Origin of the sequence: Lysinibacillus alkalisoli, from assembly GCF_014643595.1 — a bacterium.
In the GTDB taxonomy this organism is placed as follows: domain Bacteria; phylum Bacillota; class Bacilli; order Bacillales_A; family Planococcaceae; genus Metalysinibacillus; species Metalysinibacillus alkalisoli.
Genome location: NZ_BMJT01000005.1, coordinates 20,503 through 46,264 on the forward strand (window position 1 = coordinate 20,503; position 25,762 = coordinate 46,264).

A 25,762-nucleotide genomic window follows, 5' to 3' on the forward strand; every position below is an offset into this window, starting at 1 on the left:
GATGTATAAATTTCAATTTCATACAATTACACAACAAGGCAAGGCGTCTATGTGTGAGGCGATTATTATCGTATTGCAAGGCAAGGTGACGCTGAATAATGATAGTGTATATGCAGGTGAGTACCGCTATTTTGCTTCAGTTGAAACCATATGTGCACAAGGACAGTATTATATTGTTTATTTTGAAACAAAAGCTGACATTAGATTTACAGAAGACATGGCATTTCACATGTCTTTTTCTGCTTGTTTGCAACATGTGAAAGATATTGCTACTGCTTTCACTAAAAAGGATCATATTCATGAATGGCAAACCGTTTTGCTCTTTGAGCAATGGTTATTTACACTGTGGCAGATGAGGCGTATGGGAGGCGATTTTTCGTATATTGAACAAAAAATAACAGGGCAAGATTTTGCTAACCTATCTGTGCAACAGCTAAGTATGGAGTTACATATGCATCGCAGTCAATTGACGAAACAGTTTAAACAGCATTATGGTATGTCGCTACAACAATATCTTGTATATCAAAAAGTGAAGGCTGTGAAACAATATTTGCATAATAACGAGAAGTTAATGACAATTGCCCATCATGTAAACTGGCCAAATGAAGGTTATGTAGGACAACAGTTTAAAAAATATACAGGTGTGACCGTATCACAATATCGACAATTGCTCTTATCACCAACGTTTTTATTTGCACCTTATCTTGAAGATTTTCTTGTTGCATTAGACATTGAGCCACAAGCACAATGCATCAATCCTATTTGGGGAAAACAAGAGTACTTAGGATTGACAGTACCTACCATTGATTTAACAAAAGATATGACAAGGCAAATAGAAAAGCTACAAATTCAGCATATGATTATGGATCATGGGGTTGAGCGCTGGTTTCATTCAAGTATAGATTTACCAGCTTCTCAAATCTATCTATCAGCTAAGGCATATCAATGGCGTCAAAATTTATTGCAATTAGGCTTATTATTTAATCGTGAAGAACAAGCACTGCAAAGAATTAAAGACTATGCAGCAACAGTTAATCATGTTAAGGAACGAATGAGACTATGGCAGAAGGCTAAAGTAGCTTGTATTCGTGTGTCAGAAAGCGGCGTGTATCTACACACTACAGCGCATAGTTATGTTACTGAAGTGTTGCACACCTTCTTTAAACCAACAAAATTTATGACAGCGAACCAACCACGTATTGCTTTATCAAGAGAAATGCAAATGCAAATGGATGCGGATTTTTTATTAATTACGTTTGAAAATGCGAAAAGCCAACAAAATCAAGCTTGGCAACATTTTGAGGCCGTGCAAAAAGGACAATATGCTATCGTGGATTTTTACACATGGATGAATTTTGGTGTCATAAGCAATCACAAAAAATTACACGATTTACAACGCATATTTTGTTAACGCATTACGTATTATGATATATAGACGACAACTAAGAAGATGAAGTAGCACTAAAAAACAGCAAACTGAAATTAGCAGTTTGCTGTTTTGCGTTTATTTTGTTAATCCTGCATGGATTTTTTCGATATTAGAGCGTAAAAACTTTGTATATGTCTCGCCATCTGTACCTGCTTTACCAAGTTCATCTGAATAGATTTCATCAGCGATTTCAACGCCTGTTTCTTTTGAAACGGTTTCCATAGGACGTTTATCAACATTAGACTCTACAAATAGCGCCTTCACCTTTTTCTCTTTAACAAATTCCACTAATGATTTAATTTGTTCAGGTGTACCATTTTCTTCTGTGTCAATTGCCCAAATATAACCTTCATCTAAGCCATAGTGGTCGTTCATATATTGGAATGCACGTTCACTTGTAACTAGAATACGGTCTTTCTCATCAATTTCAGCTATTTTTTCTTCATATAATGTGTCAATTTCTTTTAACTCTGTTAAAAATGTATCTGCATTTTTTTCATATTCATCTTTATGATCAGGGTCAATCTCTACTAAAGCATCACGTACATTTTCAACCATTTGAATACCTACAACTGGTGACAAGAAAGCATGAGGGTTCATTTCTTCATCCTTACCATCATCAGAAGATAAGAACATTGGCTCAACGCCTTTCATTACTTCAAAAATTTGCTCATCTTTTTTATTAACATTTTTCGCTAATTTGAAGAACCAGCCACTTTCGCCACCTTCAAGGTTTAAACCGTTATAGAACATAGCATCTGCATCTGTTGCTTTTTTAATATCTTCAGGAAGTGGGTCATATTCATGAGGGTCTTGCCCAATTGGCACCATACTGTGAACATCAACGCGGTCGCCACCAACTTCTAGTAAAATATCATTAATAATAGAAAATGTAGCAATGACGTGGATTTTGTCATCATCATCTTTTTTTACTGAATCATTATTACTTGTATCTTTTTTATCGTCGCCACCGCTACAAGCAGCTAGTGCGAATACTGCGACCATTGCTAATAAACTTACTTTCAACCAATTACGTAACATAATTTAAATCTCCCTTTTCTATTGCTATTGTAAAGCTGTTTTATGTTTTCGCGTTTTTAAGGAGCGCCAAACAATCCCATTACGAGGAGAGAATAGGAAAGCGACGATAAAGAACGCAGTTGTTACTAAAACGATAGCAGCACCAGAAGGCCAGTTATACACAAAGCTGATGTACAAGCCAATTGTTGCTGATAATGCACCTAAAATTGCCGAAATCGTAATCATAATAGATAGACGATTTGTTAATAAATAAGCTGTAGCTGCTGGTGTAATTAACATAGCCACTACTAAAATAATCCCTACAGTTTGTAAAGACGCTACAGTAACTAATGTGAGTAAAATCATTAGTAAGTAATGGATGATTTTATTAGGTAAGCCAAATGATGCGGCTAATGTAGGGTCAAATGTACTCACTAGTAATTCTTTGTAAAATAAAATAATGACTAAAAGAACAACAGCACCAACTCCTAATGTCATCCACATATCGGAGTCACGTACAGATAACACATTACCAAATAAAATACTCGTTAAATCAGTACTTGTATTCGCTTTGCCGATTAAAATAATCCCTACAGCAAAAAATGCTGAGAAAACAATCCCAATTGATGTATCGTTTTTTACACGGCTATTTTGCGTAATAAAGCCAATACCAAATGCCGTTAACAAACCAAAGGTAACTGCTCCATAAAAGTAGTTAATCCCAACCATATAAGACAATGCCACACCTGGTAGAACAGCATGTGATATAGCATCTCCCATTAAGGACATACCACGCAAAATAATAAATGAGCCTAAAACCCCACAAATAATACCAACAATGATGGAGGTGAATAGTGCTTTTTGCAAAAACTCATAAGTTTGAATGTCATGGATAAACGCACTCATGATGATGCCACCTCCATTGAATCCCAAAGCGCAAATTGTGTTTTAAAGGCTTTCTTCATCATATCAGGCACCATTACTTGGTTAACATCGCCTGCACCAACAATCTCACCATTTACAATGATTAAATCATTAAAGTAATCTTTGACTTTTGTTAAGTCATGATGGACAACTAATGCTGTTTTACCATTATCACGTAATTCTTTTAAGATACTAATAATAAGAGCTTCACTTGTGACATCAATCCCCACAAAAGGTTCATCTAAAAAGAAAATATCCGCTTGTTGAGCAAGCGCACGCGCTAAGAAAACACGCTGCTGTTGTCCGCCTGATAACTCACCAATTTGGCGTTTGGCGAATGTTTCCATGCCAACTTTCTCCAAGCATTGATAAGCCCATTCGCGATGTTTCTTTTTAGGGCGTTTAAATAGACCAAGGCTTGGATACGTGCCAAGTAAAACCGTATCTAATACAGTAATAGGAAAATCCCAATCAATCGTAGCACGTTGAGGTACATAAGCAATATGCTTGCGTATTTCAGCAATGGACTTGCCACCAATACTTACTGTCCCTTTATCGCGAGGAATAAGTCCTAATACAGCTTTCATTAATGTAGATTTACCAGCGCCATTTGGTCCTACAATACCAATAAGGCGTCCGGTTTCCATTGTGAAGCTTACATTTTTCAATACTTGTTTACCATAGTATGAAACATGTAAATCTTTGACTTCTATGGCATGCGCCATAACATCACCTTCTTCAATTAATATAAAAGTTTCGTGTAGGAAACTTAATGTTTAAAAAAACTCGTCTTTCCTAAAGGAAACTTTAACAGTAAAAAAATTTAAGTTTCCTTAACGCAACATTTATAGATGATGATAACGGATATCACTCGAAATGTAAAGCATAATACCTAAAAAAGATTCCACAATAGTTGTGAAATCTTTGATATGTTTTTAAAGATACACAGAGAGACCAAAGAAATAAATTCCAATAACACAAAGTGCATTACAAAGAGCAACACTTACAATGACAAGGATAGGCTCTCTAGCCAAGTATCTAAAAATGATAGAGAGTGTGGCGATCAGCAGTACAGGCCCTAGTAGTAACCATATAGAGAAAGGCTGATGCATGGTAGTCAAATACAAGACCCAACTAAAAGTAATGACACTTAACACCATTAAACAAATAACTTGTGGTAAGGTTGCAGCCCAAAAACGTGGTTTTTTGTCTAGGCGTTTTGTTAATATACGAAATAACCAAAAAGAGAGAAAAATACATGCCGTAGCTAACAAGCGATAAAGGGCACTTTGTTTTGTTGTCTCTAATAGGTCAGTAATAGGTTGCACAAATTTAAAAGTGTCTTGAGATGTTAAGTTGGTAATGAATTGTCCCGTACCATCTACACCGTAGTAAGTAAGCTCCCCGTCTTGCAGTGCAATGACTAATAAAGTACGTATTACAAAATCCTCTTCCGTTAGTTGTGCATGTGTTAGCGCTTGTTGAAGTGATGAAGTATGAGTAATCATGCGTTGATTAAAATAAAAAGGAGAATTTTTGGGCATATCTTGTGCTGTTACTGTGTCACTCCAAGTAGGGCTAAAATAAGCATGTTTAATGTCGTTAACTTGTTGTTGTGTAGAAAAAGGGAATAAAAAAATAATACTAGAACACAAAGTCAAAATGAGAAAGCTTAAGAGTAAATAAATCTGTCGCGGTTGTGTTTGATAGGTTGGCTGCATTCGCTCTTTTTGTTGTACAGACGGTTGTAATTGACGTAACTTCTCCCAGTCATTCATGATTTAGTCCCTCCATCTTTAGCGCTAGCATATGCAATGCACGACTCAATGTATTTTTTACTTTACTCTCACTCCATTGTAAAAGAGAAGCAGTTTCTTTAATGGATAAGTTCTCAATCTTGCGTAAAATAATTACCTCGCGATAACTGATTTTGAGTTGTGTTAATGTTTGATAAAGCATTTTTACCTCTTCTTGTTGTTCGAGATATGTAAGGGTATCTGTTCCGTCTGTTACTTCTTGTACGAGTGGTAGCCAATGGATAAGTCGCTGTCGCCTGTAATAATCATAAGCTAAATTACGAGCCACCTTACGCAACCAGTAAAGTGCTTCTGTATGATTGATAAAGTGCATGTTCTTTTCATAGCATTTTGTAAATGTTTCTTGTGTAAGATCTTCCGCTATCATTTGATGTTGTAACAGATAAAAGATATAACGATAAATAGGGGCATGATGTTGTTCGTAAAGCTCCTGAAAATAATTCTTCATGTAAAATCACCCTCCTCACTCTAATAACGAAGAAGTTAGGGAAAAGTCTGATATAAAAAGAGTGTCTAGTATATGTACACTAGACACTAAAGGCATTATTGGTTTTCAATTTTTCGTTTCATACGTTCCACTAAAAATCCACCTTTAAAGGACTTTGGCTCATAAGAAATAACAAATGCTTTTGGTTCGAGCTGTTCTACAATCGTAAATAACTCTTTCTCACGATTTCTTTTTGCTAATATCTCATATTTATAGCGTGCGCTGTCTCGCCCTTCGCCAACAAAGATAGTAACAGCAAACCCACTGTCACGTAGCACTTGAATGAGTTCGGCATTACGTGATTGTGTGTTAATGGTAACGTAAACATAACCAATGGCAAGTTTTTGTTCAATTCTTGTGCCAACAAACATACCTAAACCAAAACCAACAGCATAAACAATCATAGCTAGTACACTTTGGTCGCCATTAAAGACAAGCGAAAGGCCAAAAACATAAATAAACATCTCGGCTATACCAATGATCGCAGCTAATGATGTAATATTTTTCACTAAAAAGATCGTTCGTAATGTAAGTAAAGGCACATAGATTAGCTGAAGTAATAAAATTAATAAAATAGACTGCATTTCATCCCTCCACATGCATTGTACTGACAGTATAGCATTCCTATAAAAAGAAAAAACCATAAAATTGTTTACAACTTGTTAACATCGCTAAAGTGGAAAATAACAGCTTGATTCATTACTATTAAGGTAATGAGATAATAAAGGAGAAAAAACATGAATAATACAATCATATTTGATACAGTACCTAATTTTAGAGATATGGGTGGTTATAAAACAAATAGTGGTAAACAAGTAAAGAGGGGGTTATTTTATCGCTCTGCTGCATTAGGTAAAATGACAGCACAAGACCAACAGCGCTTTCAACAATTAGGCATTAAAACCATCTTTGATTATCGAGACGACTATGAAGCTGCTAAAAATCCAGACCCTATATTTGAAGGAATCGAAAATATCCGCATCCCTGCAAAACAAAATATTTTAGCCATGCCATCAACAGATAATACGCAACATTCTGCCCAGCAATTTTATCAGCAAATGACACCAACAAAGTTTGCTGATATGTACGTTGATATGGCTTTTGATAACCCTTCTTTCCAAAAATTAATGGCAGTAGCCACAACACCAGCTCAGCTCGGTTTATTACATCATTGTGCTATCGGAAAAGATCGTACAGGCATCGGTGGTGCTATGATTTTAATGGCTCTAGATGTACCAAAAGAGACAATATTTGAAGATTATTTAAAAACGAATAGCTTATTACAGGCAACGATTGATCAAATGGCAGCTAATGTTTTATCAGATGCAAGCCATGAAGAATTACAACAATTTTATGCGCTGATGGCAGCGAAGGAAGAGTACTTACAGGCTGTATTTGATGGTATTGACACAAGGTATGAGACGACAGCATCCTTTTTACTTGATCAATTTCAACTACATCCACATAACTTACAAGAGATGCATGACTTTGCGCTTGTATAACATAGTAAGGACAAATCTTAAAAATGATTTGTCCTTTTTTGAAGGTCAATCATTTAGTACAACCTATTTTTACTGAACCTAAGAAAATAGCAACAGGTGAACAATTTGTGATTGCAGCTTTTGCTATGGCAGAACAAGCTTATCGAGAGACACTTGAACAGACAACATTAGCAGATATTTTATACAATGCATTTGAAACAAAAGATATTCAACAATATAATTGGAATGCTCATCGTAGATAAAAAACTATCATAGCTAAAAGAAGAAAGACAGCTAACCATTATGCACAGGTTGGCTGTCTTTATATTGTGTTCAAAATGGTGGGAATAAAGCAGATGTTGCAAGTTTTTGAATGGTCATATCATCCATTGGCGGATTGTGTAGTCCAGCTCGTACATCACGATAATGTCGCTGTAATGGATTACTCAACTGTAAACTTTTAGCACCTACAATACGCATGGCATGGTCAACAATTTGAACAGCATGATTGGTTACAGTATATTTTGCTACAGCTAGTTCATTAGTTAATAGCAATCGTTTCTCAACATCATCGTAATAAGTAGCTACTTGATACAGTACAAACCGACTTTGATGTAGTAGCAATTCGATATGCCCGATATGTTGTTGTACGTTAGGTAATTCACTAATAGGGGTTTGTAAACTGTTTGGCTGATAATGTTGTGCGAACTGTACAGTATAATCTCGAGCCGCTTGCGCAATACCTAAGTAGACAGCTGGAATATGTAAAGACCAACCGTTAAGTTGTGACTTACGTTGCGTTAATAATTCAACCAAGTCGTCTGCCTCCACTTTAACATCACGCAATTGTAGGTTATGGCTACCAGAACTTCTCATCGCCATGACATCCCAGTTTTCTTCGATATGCACCCCTGGTATGTCGCGGTGGATTAAAAAATTACCAATCGTATCTTCTGCGGGAATATAGGCTGACACAATAAAATAATTGAGCATAGGAGCGCCTGTAGTAAATGTCTTACACCCATTAATCACCCAATAATTGCCTTGTTTAGTAGCAGTTGTTTGTGGTCGTCCACCTCGTGTAGGGCTCCCTGTAGCAGCTTCACTCACTGCTCTGTTAATAAGAGCGCCTTGTTGTAGTGCCGTAGCTAGCTCTTTTCTCTTTTCAGACGACCATAATTTACGTTCGAAAATTTCGCCCGCTACCCCTAAAGTCCAGCTCATAATGAGTGCCGTATTGGCATCATAACTAGCTAATGTTTCTTGCGTTAATAACATGTCATAGACAGAAAAACCCTCACCATGATATTGACTAGGCACTGTGACAGCGGGATAATTGATTTTTTGCAATGTGCGAATGTTTTCTATGGGAAAGCGAGATTCACGGTCATTTTTCTCTACATTCTGTAGTAAATTATCCTTAATACCATTTAGGTGCTCTTGCCATTGTTGTTGCTTTGTTGTACGAATAAATAACTTTTGCATCATTCATCCTCCTTATGTTTATTGTAACGAAACTTGTCTTGTATTGCATGAAACGCATGTAATCAGTACAATAAGATTAATCAAATATAAGGTAGGTATTGCGCGTGTATCAATTTGTAGGTAATGTAGCAAAAAGTATTTTAACATTGTCAGGTTCTAAGGCGAAGTTATATGAGACACAACATATTCCAAATGAAGGTGGTTTTATTATTGCCTGCACACATAATGGTTATGTTGATATTATTAATTTAGGTATTGCACTATTGCCACGCGAAATTCATTTTATGGCTAAAAAACAACTCTTTGATATAAAAGGCTTAGGTTGGTTAATTGATAACTTAAATGCTTTTCCTGTTGACCGAGATCATCCAGGGCCAAGTGTAATTAAAGTACCGAGAGAATTATTAAAACAAAATAAAATAGTAGGGATATTCCCTAGTGGCACACGTAATGCTGAGAGCAGTAACTTGAAGCAAGGGGCTATCTCCATTGCACAGTTAACAAAAGCGCCTATCTTGCCAGCAGCTTATATTGGTGCACGTAATGTAGGTGAGGTTTTTAAACGTAATAAAGGGTATTTAATCTTTGGTGAACCATTTTATGTGACTAGTAGAGGTAAAGAGGGTAGAGAAGAGTTCACACATATTTTAGAAGAAAAATTAGAGTCGTTAACACATGATTTAGAAGAGCGTGTTACAAAACGAAAGAAAAAATCCTGAATAACTCAGGTAGTAATGAGAGTCGCACTAAGTAAGAGGCGATTCTCGTTTTTGTTTCAAAGGCTAGGTAAATGGAGGGTGAGACGATGAAATATAAAGGCAGAAGACAAAGTAATAATGTAGAAGATCGACGTGGCATGAGCGCAGGTAAAGTAGGTGCAGGTCTAGGTGGGATTGGTCTTGTGCTAGTCATTGCCTTGACTTTGCTTAGTGGTGGTAATATCGGTGATGTTATAACCAATCTTATGGGTGGCCAAACCGCACCAACAACGAATGAACCGTATGTAAGCTCTACAGAAGAGGATGAGTTAGTGGACTTTGTTTCAGTAGTATTAGCAGACACAGAAGATATATGGACGACAATTTTTAAGGAGCAAGGTTTGACCTACAAAGAACCAACCTTAGTATTATTTACAGATAGTGTGCAATCTGCTTGTGGCGTAGCAGGCGCGTCTGTAGGCCCTTTTTATTGCCCTGGTGATCAGAAGTTATATATTGATTTAAGTTTTTATAAGGAATTAAAAACAAGATTTAAAGCACCAGGTGATTTTGCAATGGCATATGTGGTGGCACACGAGGTGGGGCATCATGTGCAAACATTACTTGGTACATCGCAAAAGGTTCACGCATTGAATGGCAAAGTGAGTGAAGCCGAGTATAATGCAGCTACCGTGAAGTTAGAGTTGCAAGCCGACTATTTTGCAGGTGTATTTGCCCATTATCAAAAACAAGCAGGCTATTTAGATATTGGTGATATTGACGAAGCACTAACAGCCGCTAATGCTATAGGAGATGATACGTTACAAATGCAAGCTAGAGGTTATGTTGTGCCTGAGAGCTTTACACATGGTACATCAGAGCAAAGAAAACGCTGGTTTAAAAAAGGTTATGATACAGGTACAATTGAAGGAGGCGATACATTTAACGCCAAGGAGTTGTAGCTTTTTATTTCACTAAAATTCATGTATACTATTACAGTAATTTTAGAGTACGACATAAAATAAAGAAAAGAGAGTGGAATCATATGGGTCGCAAATGGAATAATATTAAAGAAAAAAAAGCAGCCAAAGACCAAAGCACAAGCCGTATTAATGCTAAATTTGGACGAGAGATTTATGTTGCAGCAAAATCAGGTGAGCCTGACCCAGAAGCCAACCGCGCTTTAAAAGTAGTATTAGAACGCGCTAAAACATATAGTGTGCCTAAACATATTATTGAAAAAGCCATTGAAAAAGCCAAAGGTGGCGGCGAAGAAAACTTTGACGAATTACGTTACGAAGGTTTTGGCCCAGCAGGTACAATGGTTATTGTAGATGCATTAACGAATAATGTAAATCGTACCGCTTCAGAGGTGCGTGCTGCATTTGGTAAAAATAATGGAAATATGGGTGTGAGCGGTTCCGTTGCATATATGTTTGACTCAACAGCTGTATTTGGGTTAGAGGGCAAGACAGCAGATGATATTTTAGAAGTTTTATTAGAAGCTGATGTTGATGCACGTGATGTATTTGAAGAGGAAGATCACGTAATTGTTTATGCAGAGCCTGATCAATTTTTTGCGACACAGGAGGCATTGAAAGGTGCTGGCGTCGAAGAGTTCACCGTAGCGGAGTTAGCTATGTTACCACAAACTGAAGTAACATTAACAGGTGAAGATGTTGCGAAATTTGAAAAACTAATTGATGCATTAGAAGATTTAGAAGATGTACAATCGGTGTATCATAATGCTTCATTTGATGAATAATATGAGTAAAAACATGGACTACCCTTTTGGAAGTTCATGTTTTTTTATTGAAGAATTTTTTGATTTTTCGAGTGAAAAAGGAGAAGTATAGAGAAATTGTTAATAAATAGGTTGATTAAACCGCTTGTTAGGCGATAATATAATTATATTGTGATAAAAGGCTCATAGACAAGGGGGAGGAAGATGAGGTATTTTCAAACAATTCGAGGGAAGTTAGCTGTTATTTGTTTAGCATTATTATTAGTACCTAGTATGATTATTGCATTTATTAGTTACAGTCAAGCGAAAAATAGTTTAGAAGATTTGGGGAGTAAAGTATTACAAAACAGTGTTGAAACATCATTGCAATTAATTGAAGTAGCTAAAAGAGAATTTTATGCTGGTAATATGACATTGGATGAGGCACAAGAATTTGTAAAAGAAGAACTATTAGGGCCTAAAGCAGCAGATGGTACGAGAGAGATTACACATCCAGCTGATTTAGGAGAGTCAGGCTATTTATATATTATTAATAGTAAAGGTGTACTATTGATGCATCCTTCGCGCGAAGGCGATAGCCTTTGGGAAGAGAAAGATAGTGAGGGTAAGTATTTTATTAGAGAAGTGGCTGAAAAAGGAGAACAAGGTGGCTTCACACGTTACTATTTTAAGTTACCATATGAAGATCGAATAGCAGAAAAGATTACATATGCTAAAAAAGACCCTGATTGGGGTTGGACAGTTGCGGCAGGTACATATATGCAAGATTTCAATGCAGCAGCAGATGCATTATTTAAAACAGAGATGGTGATGTTAGTGATAGCTGTAGTTGTTGGCATTGTTGTAGTACGATTATTAGCTGAGCATATTGCTAAGCCATTGGCTCATTTAACAGCGCGTGTGAGGACAGTTGCTCATGGTGATTTAACCGTACCTTTAGCGCATATGACAAGAAAAGATGAGGTGGGGTCGCTCAATCGAGGGTTTAATCAGATGGTTATTCAGTTGAAAGATTTAATTGTAGATGTTGAGCAATCGATTACAATTATTAAAGACACTTCAACCAACTTATCAGCAGTGGCTGAGGAGACCACAGCATTTGGTGATGATATTGTGTATGCAGTTACAGAGGTGGCAAGTCGAGCAGAAGAGCAAGCGCAAAATGCAGAAGACACTCAAGAAACATCTCAAGATTTTACACAGCAATTGCAAATATTACAAGATAAAAATCAAGTGATGTATGAGGCTTCTACAGCTATGCAGTATTCCAATCAAACGGGTCAAAAAAGTGTGATAATTCTGAAAGAAAAATCAGAGGAAACATTTATTACTATTGAACATATGCGTTCGTTATTTGAACAATTAACGCATCAAGTGCAAGAGATCGAGTTAGTTGTGAACACGATTAATACGATCTCAGAACAAACAAATTTACTTGCATTAAATGCTTCTATAGAGGCGGCTAGAGCAGGAGAGCATGGCAAAGGCTTTGCTGTAGTCGCAGAAGAAGTACGAAAACTAGCAGAAGAAACCGTTATAGCTACAGAGGTAGTGCGCCAAACGCTTAGGGGAATTAGTGATGAAACAAATGCTGTGACCAAGGAGATGGAAAAAACATATGGAATTGTACAACAACAGCAGACATCTGTGACAAAGACTGAAAAAACATTTGATGAATTAACACAGTCTGTACGTGCTATTACAGAAGCTATAGAAGCCGTTTTATCAACGGTTACTTTATTGAGTGATTCTAAAAAAGTGATGGCAGATGCTATTGTTGGCATTGCTCAGCTGAGTGATATGAATGCAGCTGCATCAGAAGAAGTGACCGCTTCTGTGGAAGAACAGCAAAAAGCAGTGCAAATTGTCACCCAGTCTGCTACGCATTTAAGTGATGAAATTAGCGATTTAAGTGAGGCAATTAAGCGTTTTAAAATACGATAGTTTCCGTTTTAATTGAGTTAAGGTTGCAAAAGTGGGAGGATTCATAAATAATAAAAAAGTAGGAATATTCACGATATACGAAAGAGAGTGGTACAACATGCAAACATTTCAACAGTTTACGTATGAACGTCCAAACATGGACGAAATTAAAACAAAATTTGAGCAACTTATGCAAGATTTCGAGGTAGCTCAAACAAAAGAAATTCAAAGTGATGTTATTAATGCGTGGAACACTTTAGCTAATCATTATGCCACGCAGCAAAATTTAGCATATGTGAGAGCTACGATTGATACAACAGATGCGTTTTATCAAGCAGAGCGCGATTTCTTTGACGAACAAGGCCCAAATTTTGAAGAGATGCAGAGCATCTATTATAAACATTTAGTTGCGTCGAAATTCCGCACTCAATTAGAAGAGGAGTGGGGCAGTCAATTATTTGATCTTGCTCAAAATGCTGTGAAAGCTTTTTCACCAGCCATATTGCCGTTAATGCAACGTGAAAATAAATTAACATCAGCCTATCAAAAATTAGTGGCATCTGCTCAAATTGAATTTGATGGTCAAACCTTAACATTAGCGCAATTAGGCCCTTATGTAGAGTCAACGGATCGACAAGTACGTGAGGCGGCTAATAAAGCACGCTTTGGTTTTTATGAGCAACACCAAGCGGAGTTTGACCGCATCTATGATGAATTAGTCAAAACACGTGATGAGATGGCTAAAACACTAGGATATCAAAATTTCGTTGAGCTTGGGTATGTACGTATGAATCGCATTGATTATGATGCAGCTATGGTTAAAAAATTCCGTGACCAAGTGCGTGATGAAATTGTACCTGTAGCAACTAAATTATACGAGCGCCAAGCAAAGCGCATTGGTGTGGATGCACTAAAATATCATGATGAAGGATTATCTTTCTTAACAGGCAATGCTACGCCACAAGGCGATGCTGAGTGGATTGTAGAGAATGCCCAAAAAATGTACCACGAGCTATCGCCTGAAACGGCAGCGTTCTTTGATGTGATGGTCAATCAACAGTTAATGGACTTAGTAGCTAAAAAAGGTAAGGAGGGTGGTGGATATTGTACTTTTATTGAAGACTACAATGTGCCTTTCATCTTCTCTAACTTCAATGGTACATCAGGGGATATTGATGTTTTAACACATGAAGCAGGTCATGCCTTCCAAGTATACTCAAGTCGTAACATTGGCATACCAGAATATTTGTGGCCAACGTATGAGTCATGCGAAATTCACTCTATGAGTATGGAGTTCTTTACATGGCCATGGATGGAACTATTCTTTAAAGAACAGACAGAAAAATATAAGTTTGCGCATTTAAGTGGCGCCTTATTATTTTTACCATACGGTGTGGCAGTGGATGAGTTCCAACATGCCGTATATGAAAATCCAACGATGACACCAGCAGAGCGACATGCAAAATGGAAGGAAATCGAGGCGATTTATTTACCGCATCGTGACTACGATGGTGTAGATTATCTTGAACAAGGGGCCTTTTGGCAACGTCAGCAACATATTTATGCAAGCCCATTTTATTATATTGACTACACATTAGCTCAAATTTGTGCGTTCCAATTTTGGAAACGTTCACGTGAAAACTTTGAAGAGGCATGGAAAGATTATTTACATCTTTGCGGTTTAGGTGGCTCTATGTCCTTTACAAAGCTTGTAGCAGCGGCGAATTTAAACTCACCATTTGAAGATGGTACGGTTGCAGGTGTAATTGATTCCATTGAAACGTACTTAAATGCTGTGGAAGATGATAAAATGTAATCACTAAACGAAAGCAGGTGATTGCGTGACAAAGAAATTATGGTTCCAGGCAGGTGTAGGCATATTATTAGCCTTACTTATTATTAAATACTTTGTAGAAATCCAATGGATTTTTTCACCAGCCATTATTATTTTAAAAACAATTTTTGTACCGCTTTTACTCGGTGGTGTACTGTTTTATGTAACCGTACCATTCCAACGTTTTTTAGAGAATCGTAAATTCCCACGTTGGGCAAGTATTATTACCATTTTATTAACGATTGCAGGATTAATTACCGCTTTCATTATGATTGTAGGTAAGCCAATCAGTGATCAGGTAAATGCTTTAGTAAAAAATGCACCAAAGATTGGCAAACAATTAGAAGATGCTACACATTATGTGCTACGTAATAAAGACAATTTGCCGCCACAAGTGATTGATGTTTTTAATAGCCTTGTTGATTCGATTCAAGATATTGCGATTGCAGCAAGTGGCTGGTTAGTAACGTTTTTACAATCTGTTGTGCAAGTTTCCTTATTAGCTGTGCTTGTACCATTCTTCTTAATCTTTATGTTAAAAGATCATGAAAAATTAGCACCAAGCATTTATCGTTTTTTCAGTGGGCCACGTCAAGAATGGGTGAAAAAAACATTACAGGATATTGATCGTGTATTGCGTACGTATATTCAAGGTCAATTATTAATTAGTTTTTTATTAGCATTGATTATGTATATTGGTTATTTAATGATCGGGTTAAACTATGCCCTATTGCTCGTAATATTTGCTTTCTTTATGAACGTCATACCGTTTATCGGGCCTTGGATTGCTTTTACACCAGCACTCATAGTAGGTATTACACAAGACCCTGCCTTAGTGCTTTGGGTTTGTGTAGTAACATTAGTTGCTCAGCAGACAGATAGTAATTTTATTACGCCAAAAGTGATGGGAAAATCATTAGATATCCATCCATTAACTGTAATAACTGTCATTTTAGCTTCAGGCAAAATTGCGGGTTTCATCGGCATTGTGATTGCTGTACCGTTCTATGCTGTAATGAAGGTATTACTGACAAATATTTATCATGCACGTGAGTCGATCAAAAAATCTGCAACTAAATCGGTGTAGTAAAGTGGAGTTTGTCGTATTTCTGACAAACTCCTTTTAATTTATCTAAAAAAGATGTCTAGGCTCGAATAAGGTACGCTATACTATAAGAAATAAGTGAGAAAAAGGAGTTGGCAATTTGCTAACATTTGAGCAGAAAAAAGCAATTATTGAAACATTTCCCGAGTTAACCAAAAAAGAGATTTCCTTAAAACGTTTAAATTATCATTTTGAAGATAGTTTATATGAAAAAACAATTGTTGTTGAAAAACTACACCCGAATGGTAATGGATTTGTCTTCGTAGGGGATATGCCAAGTTATAGTGATGTAGCTGTAAAGGGCTTAGTTAATATTAGAGCGTTTAATGAGCAAGCCTTAAAAGAAATTATTGCGAAAGCTGTAGCTTATTTATCAGAAGATACTACTGTAGAAGAGCAGTGGGAAGATGCTAAAGGGCAAAAAGTTACGTTATTATTTGAGCAGCGTTCGTGGGTCGTTTATTTTGAAGGGAACTTTGAAGAAGCGTTTGGGACATATGAAGATGCTGTGCGTTACTTAAAAGACGATGGCTTTGATAAAAAGTAAAGGGGTTTTATAATGAACGGTAAGAAAATGGCAACTATTATTATTGCATTGATGCTTACAGTAGCTATTGTATGTGCACTCAGCATATACTTATTCTTTAAATATTACGAACCTAAAAAAGTAGACGATAGTGAAAATGTGAATGAACAAGCAACACAATTTGTTCAGCCACTCTATCATTACTAATAAAAGAGGCTAAGACATCACTTGTATACCTCAATGTGTTAATTATGTTTCCTAGATGAGAAAAAGCTAGACCGACATTATGCTGGTCTAGCTTTTTTATTTATTTTGTTGTACGACGTTTGAAGGGATACCACCAATTCCAGTCGCCTAGTAGCTTCATTAAACTTGGTACTAACATGAGGCGAATAATGGTAGCGTCAATAGCAATGGCAATAGCAATGCCAACACCAATTTGTTTAACAGGCATGACGTCTGTAAAAGCAAAGGCACCTGTTAAAACAATCATAATTAAAGCAGCCGATGTTATAATGCGACTCGTGGCAGTTAAGCCGTCAATCGTTGCCATCGTATTAGAGGCACCTTTTTCATATTCTTCTTGAATGCGAGAAATTAAAAATACTTCATAATCCATACTTAAACCAAAGACTAAACAAAAGACAATGACAGGGATAATCAAGACAATTGGACTTTGCTCCATGCCAAAGTGTCCATATTGGAAAATGTAAACGAGTATGCCAAAGGCAGAAGTTAACCCAATAATGTTCATTAAAATCGCTTTCAACGGAATTAAAATAGAACGGAAAGCTACCATTAATATAATAAAAGTAGAAATCATAATAATAAGTAAAGCATAGCCAATATTATCATAAATTTCGTCAAAAATTTCTTGGTTGAATTTTGGCACGCCACCTAGTGTGAAATCCACACCTAAATCCGCACGCATTAAATTACGCGTATACGTTTGTGCTTCACTAGATGCCCCTTCAACATTTAGTGTGATAGGGATGAATAATTGATTACCTTGTACAAATTGTTGCCACGCAGGCGCTAATTGTGCCTTCATTTCAGGTATGTTTAGCGCTTGTTCAAGCGCAGCAGCATCTTCTATATTAGCTACAGAATAAATAGTGTCTACTTTATCTACTAGTTGATCTTTTAGTAATGTCTCCTCTAATGCAGCGATTTTTTCATAACCACTGTCATGATCCCAACCGTCAGGACGTTCAGCGAGTAGATATAAGGTAGATGTTTTGCCAAAATCAAATTCGTCACTTAATTTCTCAAAGGCGAGACGAGAGTCGTAGGTTTTTGGTAGTGAATCTACTTTTGGTATGACAAGTTCCATATCCTTAATCGGAATCATACCAATACCTAATAAAACAAAAGCTACAATCGTAATCATGACAGGGAAGCGCATCACAAAGCCTGCAAATGTACGCCAACCTTTTGCACCACCTGCTTTAGGGCGGAAGATACGGCCTTTATTTAAGCGGTCACCAAGCATAACGAGAGTAGCTGGTAATAATGTTAAGCCTACAAAGACAGCTAAAAAGACAACTAGTGAACCACCAACAGCGATATTACGGAAAATCTCAACATCAATGACAGCCATTGCACCTAAACCAATCATCACACAAATTGCTGAGAATATAATAGAGCGTCCAGCCGTTTGAATGGCAATGCCAACAGCAGTAGCAATGTTATGTTGTTCACGTTCTTCGCGATAACGATTAATGAATAAGAGAGAGAAATCAATGCTGAGTGCTAAACCAAGCATCGGTACAATATTTAACACGAAAATGGAGAGTGATAAATAGTCGCTAAAAATCGTCAGCAAGCCAAGTGCGGTCACAACAGCGATAATACCTACAAAGATAGGGAGTACAGATGCCATAATGGTGCCAAAAGCTAGCAGTAAAACAATAATCGCAATAGGTAAACCGATAGCTTCCGCTTGGGCTAAATCTTTTTGACTGGCCATATTTACATCATAAGCAAATACAGGCTCACCTGTGAGCGTTGTATCCTTCTCATTTTTGAGAATGTCACGTATTTCAACAACTAGAGGATTGTAGTCAGTAATGTTATGCGTAAAGTGTAGCATGGCATAACTGGTCTTACCTTTTACTAACGCAGGATCACCAACAGGTGACACAATCGTGTCAATGTCCTTGACATCTTTCAATAATGCTAAAGTATGTTCAATTTCTTGATTAGTACGATTTTCAAAAACGACAAAAATTGTTTTTGCAGGTAAGTCAAAGTTTTTTGCTAATTCGTCCGTTACATAGACATGTTCATCATCTACAAAAAAACCATCACCTTCGAGTTTACTGGGCAACTGTACAGCGAAAATAGCCATCGCAATAAAAATGACAATCCACACAGCGAAAATAGCTTTAGCATACGTGGTAATAAAATGTGCAAATGCCTTCAAAGAATTGCCTCCTTTATGTTTCAGTTTAAGTATAGTGTATAGTATTTCGCCAAAATATGTATGGCTTAATCATGGATTCTTCATAAATTCTTCAGAAAGTTGTAGGTGTAATGTTAAGAAATGTTTTTTACACTTAGTATAACGAGAAAGGAGTTATACAATGATTGAGATTAAACATGTATCACATACTTTTAAAATAGGTAAAAAGGATAATGAGCAGGAGATTCCAGTGTTAACTGATGTGGCCTTACATGTACATAAAGGTGAAGTAGTTGCTATTGTCGGAAAAAGTGGCTCAGGTAAATCAACATTACTACAAACCATAGCAGGTTTTCTCCATGCGGATGTCGGTTCTATTCAAATTAATGGTCAAGAGACCATGCATTTTACAGAGGAGCAGCATGCAGCATTTCGCCTCGACAATTTCGGGTTTGTTTTTCAAAATTTTCAACTGATGCCTGGTTTAACAGCGTTTGAAAATATTGAGTTGCCTTTAATACTACAAGGCGTTCCTTCTAACGAAAGAAAGCAGCGTGTACAAAAGTTGATGGAGCAAATTGGCTTAACAGAAGTCGCAAAGCATTATCCGAATGAATTGTCTGGTGGGCAACAACAAAGGGTAAGTATCGGACGCTCTCTTATTACCAACCCTCCTATTATTTTAGCAGATGAACCTACGGGTAGTTTAGATTCTGAAACGGAGCAAGAGATTTTAGCTTTAATTAAAGATTTGAATGAGGCATTGGGCATTACATTTATTATTATTACGCATGATGACGAAGTGGCAAATGTAGCACATCGTCGCTTCCGCATGCATGATGGCATATTAAAGGAGGAAGCCTAATGTTATTTAAAGACCAAATTGCATTTGTTAGACAACATATACGAAAAAACAAAATGCGTGTTTTTATGACGGTATTAGCAGCAACAATTGGTTGTGCCTTTTTAATCGTTTTAGCTTCTGTCGGTTTTGGTATTCAACAAACCATGAATAATGAAATTTTACAAGATGAGCAAGTTACACGTATTCAATTTTATGACCAAAATGCAACAACAGAAGACTTGGACAAAATAAAACAACAAGACCATGTAAAAGCGGTACTTAAACATACAACCGTTCATTATGATGTAACAGCTTCTTTAAAAGACCGTGACGTTTACACAACCAATAGTTTTTATGATATGAAAGATTATCAAGCAGTAAAAGGCAAATTATTTGCAGGCACGTATCCTAAAAATGATAAAGAAGTTATTGTAGGTTACCATTTTGCACAAGGCTTATTGAATGAAAAAGAGCGTAATGCTATTAGTGACGCCGAACTCAATGTGAAAGAAGGCGAACAAGTTGATTACAGTAAATACGGTTATCAAGGAGACATTATTGGACAAACGATTAGCGTAGCCTTTAAAGATCAAGGGGAGGAAGGACAAACTCTTACTGAAACATTTAAAGTTGTAGGTGTCACAGACAAGCCAAGTTACGACTGGCAAAGAGATACCTCTCTTATTTTTAGTGACCAGGCATTGCCAATGATTGAGAAAACCTTCACTAAGACAGAGGACAATATCTCTGCAGAATATGTCATCCATGTCGACCATATGGAAAATGTTATGCCATTATTAAAGAAATTAAAAGATGATGGGTATCACGTATATTCTGTATTAGAGCAAATGGACCAAATTAATATGTTCTTCTTTGTATTTAAAGCAGGATTAATTTTTGTCGGGACAATAGCTGTACTAATTTCTTCAATTGGTATTTTTAATACAATGACGATGGCAGTCACAGAGCGCACACGTGAAATTGGTGTGTTAAAGGCAATCGGTGCAAGCCCTAAATTAATTCAACGTTTATTTTTAATGGAAAGTGCGTTTATTGGAATTTTAGGTACTGTACTAGCTGTTATTTTATCGTATATTATTAGTATCATTGTGAATATTACAATGCCCCTTATTTTACAAGCAGCAACAAACGAAGACACTTTTACAAAACAAGCATTTGTTTTCTCCGTTATCCCGTGGCAATTAGTTGTCATCGCTGCTACCATTAGTATTGGAGTAGCTATGATTTCAGGTTGGCGTCCAGCTCGTAAAGCGACAAAGATTGATGTGATTCAAGCATTACGACAAGAGTTATAATAAAAGAAATGAAACATATGGTTTATAGAAAACAGGCACTGACGATATATTACTCGTCAGTGCCTGTCTGTTTATAATTGTAATTCTTTAGCAAGAAAAGGTTCGGCATGTAATAAAGTAATAAAAGCTTCATAACGTTCGCGCTGTTGCAATGAGGGCTGTTTACCAGTATGGTAAGCTCGAATTAAGATGTTTTTGGGCGTATGTGCCATATCAATGAATTCTAATAATTGGGCATCGTAACCTACAAGCCCTAATATTTCCGCACGAATACTGTCTGTTGCAAGAGCCGCAAAACGTTCTTTCACTAGACCATGTTGTAACATAATGTCTAGTGCAGGAGCTTGTAGTTGGCGATTTAATTCATGTTGGCAACAAGGCACGCTCAAAATGACTTTAGCCCCCCAACGAACAGCCCTTGCTAATGCCATATCTGTCGCTACATCGCAAGCATGTAAAGTCACAACCATATCAATAGTTGTTGCCTCATTATAATCATTAATATCACCTACTAAAAATTCAAGTTGGTCATAATGCAAATCTTGGGCAATTTGTTGGCACTCTTCAATGACTTCTTTTTTTAAATCCAAACCTGTGACGTGAATGTCTAAACCTTTTTCGATTTTTAAATAGTGGTATAGTGCAAATGTTAAATAAGATTTGCCTGAGCCAAAATCTAAAATACGAATTGTACGGTCTTGAGGTAGATGGTGCAGCGTATCATCTATAAATTCAATAAAGCGATTAATTTGTTTGAACTTATCATATTTTTGTTGTTTGATTTTGCCATCCGTCGTTTGTACACCAAGACGAACTAAAAAAGGATGTATTTTGTGCTCATCTAAGAGATATTTTTTTTGACGATTATGTGTGAGGTTCGCTATCGTTTTTTGTGCGGGAGTGGCTTTCCATAACACTTTATTTTTTTTGGATAATTGCACGTGCACTTGCTCTTCTGTAAAGCGAATTTGAGCTTGTTTGAATTGTGCAAAATACATCGCTATTTTATCATCGAATTGCGATGCAGTAATATTCTCATGTTTTAATATACGCTCATATTGATACTCGGCTTGAATCATATATTCATTACGAATCGTAATAGGTTTTAATTTAATTCTTTTAATGGCAGAGGATTTTAGTCTAGGTTGACTAATTGTAGCATTAATAAAGTCATGCGCATGCACTCTTGATGTAATATGTTTTAGCATTTCAGCAAATTCCATGCTTACTCGCTCCTTTCTTCATGGGGATAAGTATAACATGTGTTAAGATGAATTTATATTGAGTTTGAGGTGAGCGTATGAAAACTACACAGCAAGTGGAACAATTACAGGAGTATGCCATTATTGTAGGTGTTCATTTACCAAAGGATGAACAATTTGACTATGGTATGGAAGAATTAAAAAACTTAGCACAAGCATTACATGTAGAAGTGGTTGGCACTATTACACAAAATTTAGAGAGAGCGAATAGTGCACATTATGTAGGCAAGGGGAAAATCGACGAGATTCAAGCATTGTATGAAGAGACAGGTGCAAATCTTGTGATTTTTAATGATGAGTTATCACCATCACAAATCCGCAATTTAGAAGCTGAGTTGATGTGTAAAGTGATTGATCGTACAATGCTCATTTTAGATATTTTTGCGCGTCGTGCTAAAACACGAGAAGCACAACTACAAGTGCAACTTGCGCAACTACAATATATGTTACCAAGATTAGTAGGCTTGCATGCTTCGCTAAGTCGCCAAGGTGGCGGGACGGGTGGAGGCTTTAAAAATCGTGGTGCTGGTGAGACAAAGTTAGAGCTTGACCGACGTAAAATAGAAAGCCGAATTAGTAAAATAAAAAAAGAGCTTGAACAAGTAAGTGCACAGCGAGAGACACAGCGTAAACAACGTGAGAAAAATGCAATACCTGTTGTATCATTAGTAGGCTATACTAACGCAGGTAAATCAACGATTATGAATCAACTGCTGTTAAAAACAGGACAGGATGAACATAAGCAAGTATTTGAAAAAGATATGTTATTTGCCACATTAGAAACGTCCGTCAGACAATTAGCGCTAGACGATCAAAAAAGTTTTTTATTAACGGATACTGTAGGGTTTGTTAGCAAATTGCCTCATCATTTAGTCAAGGCGTTTCGCTCTACGCTAGAAGAGGCAAGAAATGCAGATTTATTATTGCATGTAGTAGATGTATCACATGAACAATATCGTTATATGATGGAAGTGACAGAGCAAACACTACAAGCAGTAGGGGTAGAAAATATTCCAACCATCTATGTGTATAATAAGTGTGACCAAACTTCTTTGCCATATCCTGTGATGAGTGGTGAGCATATTTGGTTAGCAGCTAAAGAGGATAAAGGATTAACAGAACTTTTACAGATGATTCGCGGACAGGTTTTTACAGACTATGTTAAAGCTACTTTTGTCATTCCTTATCATGAAGGACATGTTGTTTCATATTTAAATGAGCATGCAACGATATTAAATACAACTTATGAAGAGCAAGGAACAATTATTAAAGCGGAGTTACGTAAAGCAGATGCTGAGCGTTTCGCTCTATTTCAGCAACTATAAACACAAAAATCGAACAAATCCTGTTCGATTTTTGTGTTTATAGTAAAAAGTATCGGGTAATCGTATATGAATTTTTGAATAACAAACATTTTTTAGTAAAAATAAGAGGCTACACTACATAATGTCATAATATTTTGTATATAATAAGCATACCATTACTTTGAAGGGATTGATGTTATGATTGAGGATTTGCACAAGTTACGACCGAGAATTATGAAAATATTTGAACATTTACACACACATCCAGAAGTGAGCTTTGAAGAATATAAAACAACAGATTATATTTTTAGATTGCTAGAAGAAGAAGGGTATCAACCAAAGCGTTTTAAAAATTGCACAGGTTTATATGTAGATGTAGGCTCTGGTGCACCTTATATTGGTTTGCGCGCCGATTTGGATGCACTATGGCAAGAGGTAGATGGTGTGTTCAAAGCGAATCATTCTTGTGGACATGATGGTCACATGACAATGGCGATTGGCACTTTATTATTACTGAAAGAGTTGCCTCATGACTGGGAGGGAACAATCCGTGTTATTTTTCAGCCAGCAGAAGAGAAGGGACTAGGTGCACTTGCTGTATTAAAGGAGGGCGTGATTGATGATTTAGATTATTTATTTGGCGTTCACTTGCGCCCCGTTCAAGAGCTTGGCGATGGTTCATACTGTGCCGCTTTATATCATGGTGCTTCTGTAACAATAGAGGGTGAGATTGTAGGGGAGGATGCGCATGCAGCACGGCCCCATCTTGGGCAAAATGCTATTGAAGTAGGTGCAGCCATTATTGAAGATTTACGCTCTACTTATACAAACCCTATGGTGCCTACATCAGTTAAGATGACAAAATTCCAAGCGGGTGGTACAGCCGCTAATATTATTCCTGGGCATGCAGCGTTTACGTTAGATGTACGCGCACAACAAAATGATGTAATGAAAGAATTAAAAGATAATATACAACGAGTGATGGACTCTGAACAATTGCTGTACCACATTAAGATTAATACAAAAGTTATTTCGGATATTGTAGCAGCTGAAGTGAGTGAAGAAGCAAAACAACTGATGGAGCAAGCCATCATTGCATCTGTTGGGCAAGAGCGTTTACGAGAGCCTGTTCATACACCAGGTGGTGAAGATTTCCACCACTATGCTGTGCAAAGACCTAAATTAAAAACAACGATGCTTGGCTTAGGTTGTGGGCTAGAGCCAGGATTACATCATCCCCATATGAAATTTAATCATGCTCGTTTAATTACGGGTGTCGAGATTTTGACAAATGTCGTACTACTCGCTTTAAAACAAGCGCAAAAGGAGAGAGAAGTTTATGTTACAAGAGGTGGAAATTAGAGAGATTACAACATCTGAACAGCTTCAACAATTACAAGCACTTGATTTAAAGATTTGGGAAGGGCAAGCTTTACCAACTCATCAAACATTAGGTGCTGCACGTAATGGTGGTATTTTATTAGGCGCTTATTTTCAAGAGGAGTTAATTGGCTTTAGTTATAGTTTTGTTGGCTATGAAGAAGAACAGATGTATTTATATTCGCATATGTTAGGTGTCGAGCAAACAAAACGAGAACATGGTGTAGGGGAGTTACTCAAGCATAAACAAAAAGAAATCGCGAAAGAAAAAGGGTATCGTTTAATTAAATGGAACTTTGACCCGCTACAGTCAAGCAATGCTATGCTAAGCTTTACAAAATTGGGTGCGATTAGTCAAACGTACGTGAATGATTATTATGGCAACTTATCAGATTTCTTTAATGCGGGTCTACCATCAGACCGTTTAACAGTGGATTGGTGGATTCAACGCGGTGAACTAACGAGTGTCATAGAAGAGTTAGTAGAGGAAGCAAAACCGATTGTTGACTGGCAGTTAACACCCGCAGGTTTACCAGCATTACAGGCATTCGACACTACCATCGACTATTTACAAGATGCTTATACTGTGCCAATCCCACAATATTTTCAAAAATTAAAAGTAGAAAGTGACACATTGGCTGAAGATTGGCGCTATAAAATGCGTGCTATTTTAACGACATTGTTCAATCAAGGTTATGCGATTGTTCATGTTATTAGAGGTAAGGAGCATGTGAATGAATATTTAGTTGTAAAGAAATCGATTTTAGCTTTATAAGGAA

At 36.8% G+C, this 25,762-nt stretch carries 25 protein-coding genes; 16 read left to right on the top strand and 9 right to left on the bottom strand.

Annotation, left to right across the window (positions count from 1 at the left end; genetic code table 11):
- The first annotated feature begins 1 nt into the window (after position 1).
- Positions 2-1,411 carry an AraC family transcriptional regulator gene (locus tag IEW44_RS08310; protein ID WP_188614588.1) on the top strand — a complete coding sequence of 470 codons (1,410 nt, stop codon included), beginning with the start codon at positions 2-4 and terminating at the stop codon, positions 1,409-1,411.
- A gap of 93 nt (positions 1,412-1,504) precedes the next feature.
- Here IEW44_RS08310 and IEW44_RS08315 read toward each other — a convergent pair whose 3' ends face one another.
- The 6 genes from IEW44_RS08315 to IEW44_RS08340 form a co-directional block, all read right to left on the bottom strand.
- Positions 1,505-2,470, bottom strand: coding sequence for a metal ABC transporter solute-binding protein, Zn/Mn family (locus IEW44_RS08315; protein WP_188614589.1), 966 nt, complete (start codon positions 2,468-2,470; stop codon positions 1,505-1,507).
- A gap of 24 nt (positions 2,471-2,494) precedes the next feature.
- The gene (locus IEW44_RS08320; protein ID WP_188614590.1) at positions 2,495-3,355 is read right to left on the bottom strand and encodes a metal ABC transporter permease; all 861 of its coding nucleotides are present in this window, start codon (positions 3,353-3,355) and stop codon (positions 2,495-2,497) included.
- Positions 3,352-4,098 carry a metal ABC transporter ATP-binding protein gene (locus IEW44_RS08325; RefSeq protein ID WP_188614591.1) on the bottom strand — a complete coding sequence of 249 codons (747 nt, stop codon included), beginning with the start codon at positions 4,096-4,098 and terminating at the stop codon, positions 3,352-3,354. The genes IEW44_RS08320 and IEW44_RS08325 overlap by 4 nt, the downstream gene beginning before the upstream one ends.
- A 210-nt stretch (positions 4,099-4,308) precedes the next feature.
- Positions 4,309-5,151, bottom strand: a complete 843-nt coding sequence (locus tag IEW44_RS08330) for a hypothetical protein (RefSeq protein WP_188614592.1) — start codon at positions 5,149-5,151, stop codon at positions 4,309-4,311.
- A complete protein-coding gene (locus tag IEW44_RS08335; RefSeq protein ID WP_188614593.1) occupies positions 5,144-5,638 on the bottom strand; it encodes an RNA polymerase sigma factor in 495 nt (164 codons plus the stop codon). Before IEW44_RS08335 ends, IEW44_RS08330 begins: the two co-directional genes overlap by 8 nt.
- Before the next feature lie 95 nt (positions 5,639-5,733).
- Positions 5,734-6,261 (bottom strand): DUF2179 domain-containing protein, encoded by a 528-nt coding sequence (locus tag IEW44_RS08340; protein ID WP_188614594.1) that lies wholly within the window; start codon positions 6,259-6,261, stop codon positions 5,734-5,736.
- Positions 6,262-6,414: 153 nt separating this feature from the next.
- On the opposite strand from IEW44_RS08340, the gene IEW44_RS08345 reads away from it, so the two are divergent.
- Positions 6,415-7,179, top strand: a complete 765-nt coding sequence (locus IEW44_RS08345; protein WP_188614595.1) for a tyrosine-protein phosphatase — start codon at positions 6,415-6,417, stop codon at positions 7,177-7,179.
- Positions 7,180-7,202: 23 nt separating this feature from the next.
- Positions 7,203-7,421, top strand: coding sequence for a hypothetical protein (locus IEW44_RS08350; RefSeq protein WP_188614596.1), 219 nt, complete (start codon positions 7,203-7,205; stop codon positions 7,419-7,421).
- A gap of 70 nt (positions 7,422-7,491) precedes the next feature.
- Here IEW44_RS08350 and IEW44_RS08355 read toward each other — a convergent pair whose 3' ends face one another.
- Complete coding sequence (locus IEW44_RS08355; protein ID WP_188614597.1) at positions 7,492-8,643, bottom strand: acyl-CoA dehydrogenase family protein; 1,152 nt, start codon at positions 8,641-8,643, stop codon at positions 7,492-7,494.
- 104 nt (positions 8,644-8,747) lie between these two features.
- On the opposite strand from IEW44_RS08355, the gene IEW44_RS08360 reads away from it, so the two are divergent.
- From IEW44_RS08360 to IEW44_RS08395, 8 genes are all read left to right on the top strand, one after another.
- Positions 8,748-9,362 carry a lysophospholipid acyltransferase family protein gene (locus tag IEW44_RS08360; protein ID WP_188614598.1) on the top strand — a complete coding sequence of 205 codons (615 nt, stop codon included), beginning with the start codon at positions 8,748-8,750 and terminating at the stop codon, positions 9,360-9,362.
- An 86-nt stretch (positions 9,363-9,448) separates the two neighbouring features.
- The gene (gene ypfJ / locus IEW44_RS08365; protein WP_188614599.1) at positions 9,449-10,303 is read left to right on the top strand and encodes a KPN_02809 family neutral zinc metallopeptidase; all 855 of its coding nucleotides are present in this window, start codon (positions 9,449-9,451) and stop codon (positions 10,301-10,303) included.
- 83 nt (positions 10,304-10,386) lie between these two features.
- On the top strand, positions 10,387-11,106 hold the full coding sequence (locus tag IEW44_RS08370; protein WP_188614600.1) for a YebC/PmpR family DNA-binding transcriptional regulator: 720 nt from the start codon (positions 10,387-10,389) through the stop codon (positions 11,104-11,106).
- A 183-nt stretch (positions 11,107-11,289) separates the two neighbouring features.
- Entirely contained in the window at positions 11,290-13,029 is a 1,740-nt protein-coding gene (locus tag IEW44_RS08375; protein ID WP_188614601.1) for a methyl-accepting chemotaxis protein, read from the top strand.
- Between the two features lie 97 nt (positions 13,030-13,126).
- Complete coding sequence (locus IEW44_RS08380; protein ID WP_188614602.1) at positions 13,127-14,824, top strand: M3 family oligoendopeptidase; 1,698 nt, start codon at positions 13,127-13,129, stop codon at positions 14,822-14,824.
- Positions 14,825-14,849: 25 nt separating this feature from the next.
- On the top strand, positions 14,850-15,929 hold the full coding sequence (locus tag IEW44_RS08385; protein WP_188614603.1) for an AI-2E family transporter: 1,080 nt from the start codon (positions 14,850-14,852) through the stop codon (positions 15,927-15,929).
- Between the two features lie 118 nt (positions 15,930-16,047).
- Entirely contained in the window at positions 16,048-16,494 is a 447-nt protein-coding gene (locus tag IEW44_RS08390) for a hypothetical protein (RefSeq protein WP_188614604.1), read from the top strand.
- A gap of 12 nt (positions 16,495-16,506) precedes the next feature.
- Positions 16,507-16,680 (top strand): hypothetical protein, encoded by a 174-nt coding sequence (locus tag IEW44_RS08395; protein ID WP_188614605.1) that lies wholly within the window; start codon positions 16,507-16,509, stop codon positions 16,678-16,680.
- Between the two features lie 100 nt (positions 16,681-16,780).
- On the opposite strand, the gene IEW44_RS08400 is transcribed toward IEW44_RS08395, so the two are convergent.
- A complete protein-coding gene (locus IEW44_RS08400) occupies positions 16,781-18,898 on the bottom strand; it encodes an MMPL family transporter (RefSeq protein ID WP_188614606.1) in 2,118 nt (705 codons plus the stop codon).
- Positions 18,899-19,058: 160 nt separating this feature from the next.
- Here IEW44_RS08400 and IEW44_RS08405 point away from each other — a divergent pair, with 160 nt between their 5' ends.
- Together IEW44_RS08405 and IEW44_RS08410 are read left to right on the top strand one after the other, a co-directional pair.
- Entirely contained in the window at positions 19,059-19,742 is a 684-nt protein-coding gene (locus IEW44_RS08405; protein ID WP_188614607.1) for an ABC transporter ATP-binding protein, read from the top strand.
- Positions 19,742-21,037: an ABC transporter permease gene (locus IEW44_RS08410; protein WP_188614608.1), complete on the top strand. Its 1,296-nt coding sequence runs from the start codon at positions 19,742-19,744 to the stop codon at positions 21,035-21,037. The genes IEW44_RS08405 and IEW44_RS08410 overlap by 1 nt, the downstream gene beginning before the upstream one ends.
- 71 nt (positions 21,038-21,108) lie before the next feature.
- On the opposite strand, the gene IEW44_RS08415 is transcribed toward IEW44_RS08410, so the two are convergent.
- Entirely contained in the window at positions 21,109-22,260 is a 1,152-nt protein-coding gene (locus IEW44_RS08415) for a class I SAM-dependent methyltransferase (RefSeq protein WP_188614609.1), read from the bottom strand.
- A gap of 77 nt (positions 22,261-22,337) precedes the next feature.
- Between IEW44_RS08415 and hflX the strand changes: the two genes are divergently transcribed.
- The 3 genes from hflX (at position 22,338) to IEW44_RS08430 (ending at position 25,758) form a co-directional block, all read left to right on the top strand.
- Positions 22,338-23,624 carry a GTPase HflX gene (gene hflX / locus IEW44_RS08420; RefSeq protein ID WP_188614610.1) on the top strand — a complete coding sequence of 429 codons (1,287 nt, stop codon included), beginning with the start codon at positions 22,338-22,340 and terminating at the stop codon, positions 23,622-23,624.
- 177 nt (positions 23,625-23,801) lie between these two features.
- Positions 23,802-24,965 carry a M20 peptidase aminoacylase family protein gene (locus IEW44_RS08425; protein WP_188614611.1) on the top strand — a complete coding sequence of 388 codons (1,164 nt, stop codon included), beginning with the start codon at positions 23,802-23,804 and terminating at the stop codon, positions 24,963-24,965.
- Entirely contained in the window at positions 24,943-25,758 is an 816-nt protein-coding gene (locus tag IEW44_RS08430) for a GNAT family N-acetyltransferase (protein ID WP_188614612.1), read from the top strand. The genes IEW44_RS08425 and IEW44_RS08430 overlap by 23 nt, the downstream gene beginning before the upstream one ends.
- The last annotated feature ends 4 nt before the right edge of the window (positions 25,759-25,762 follow it).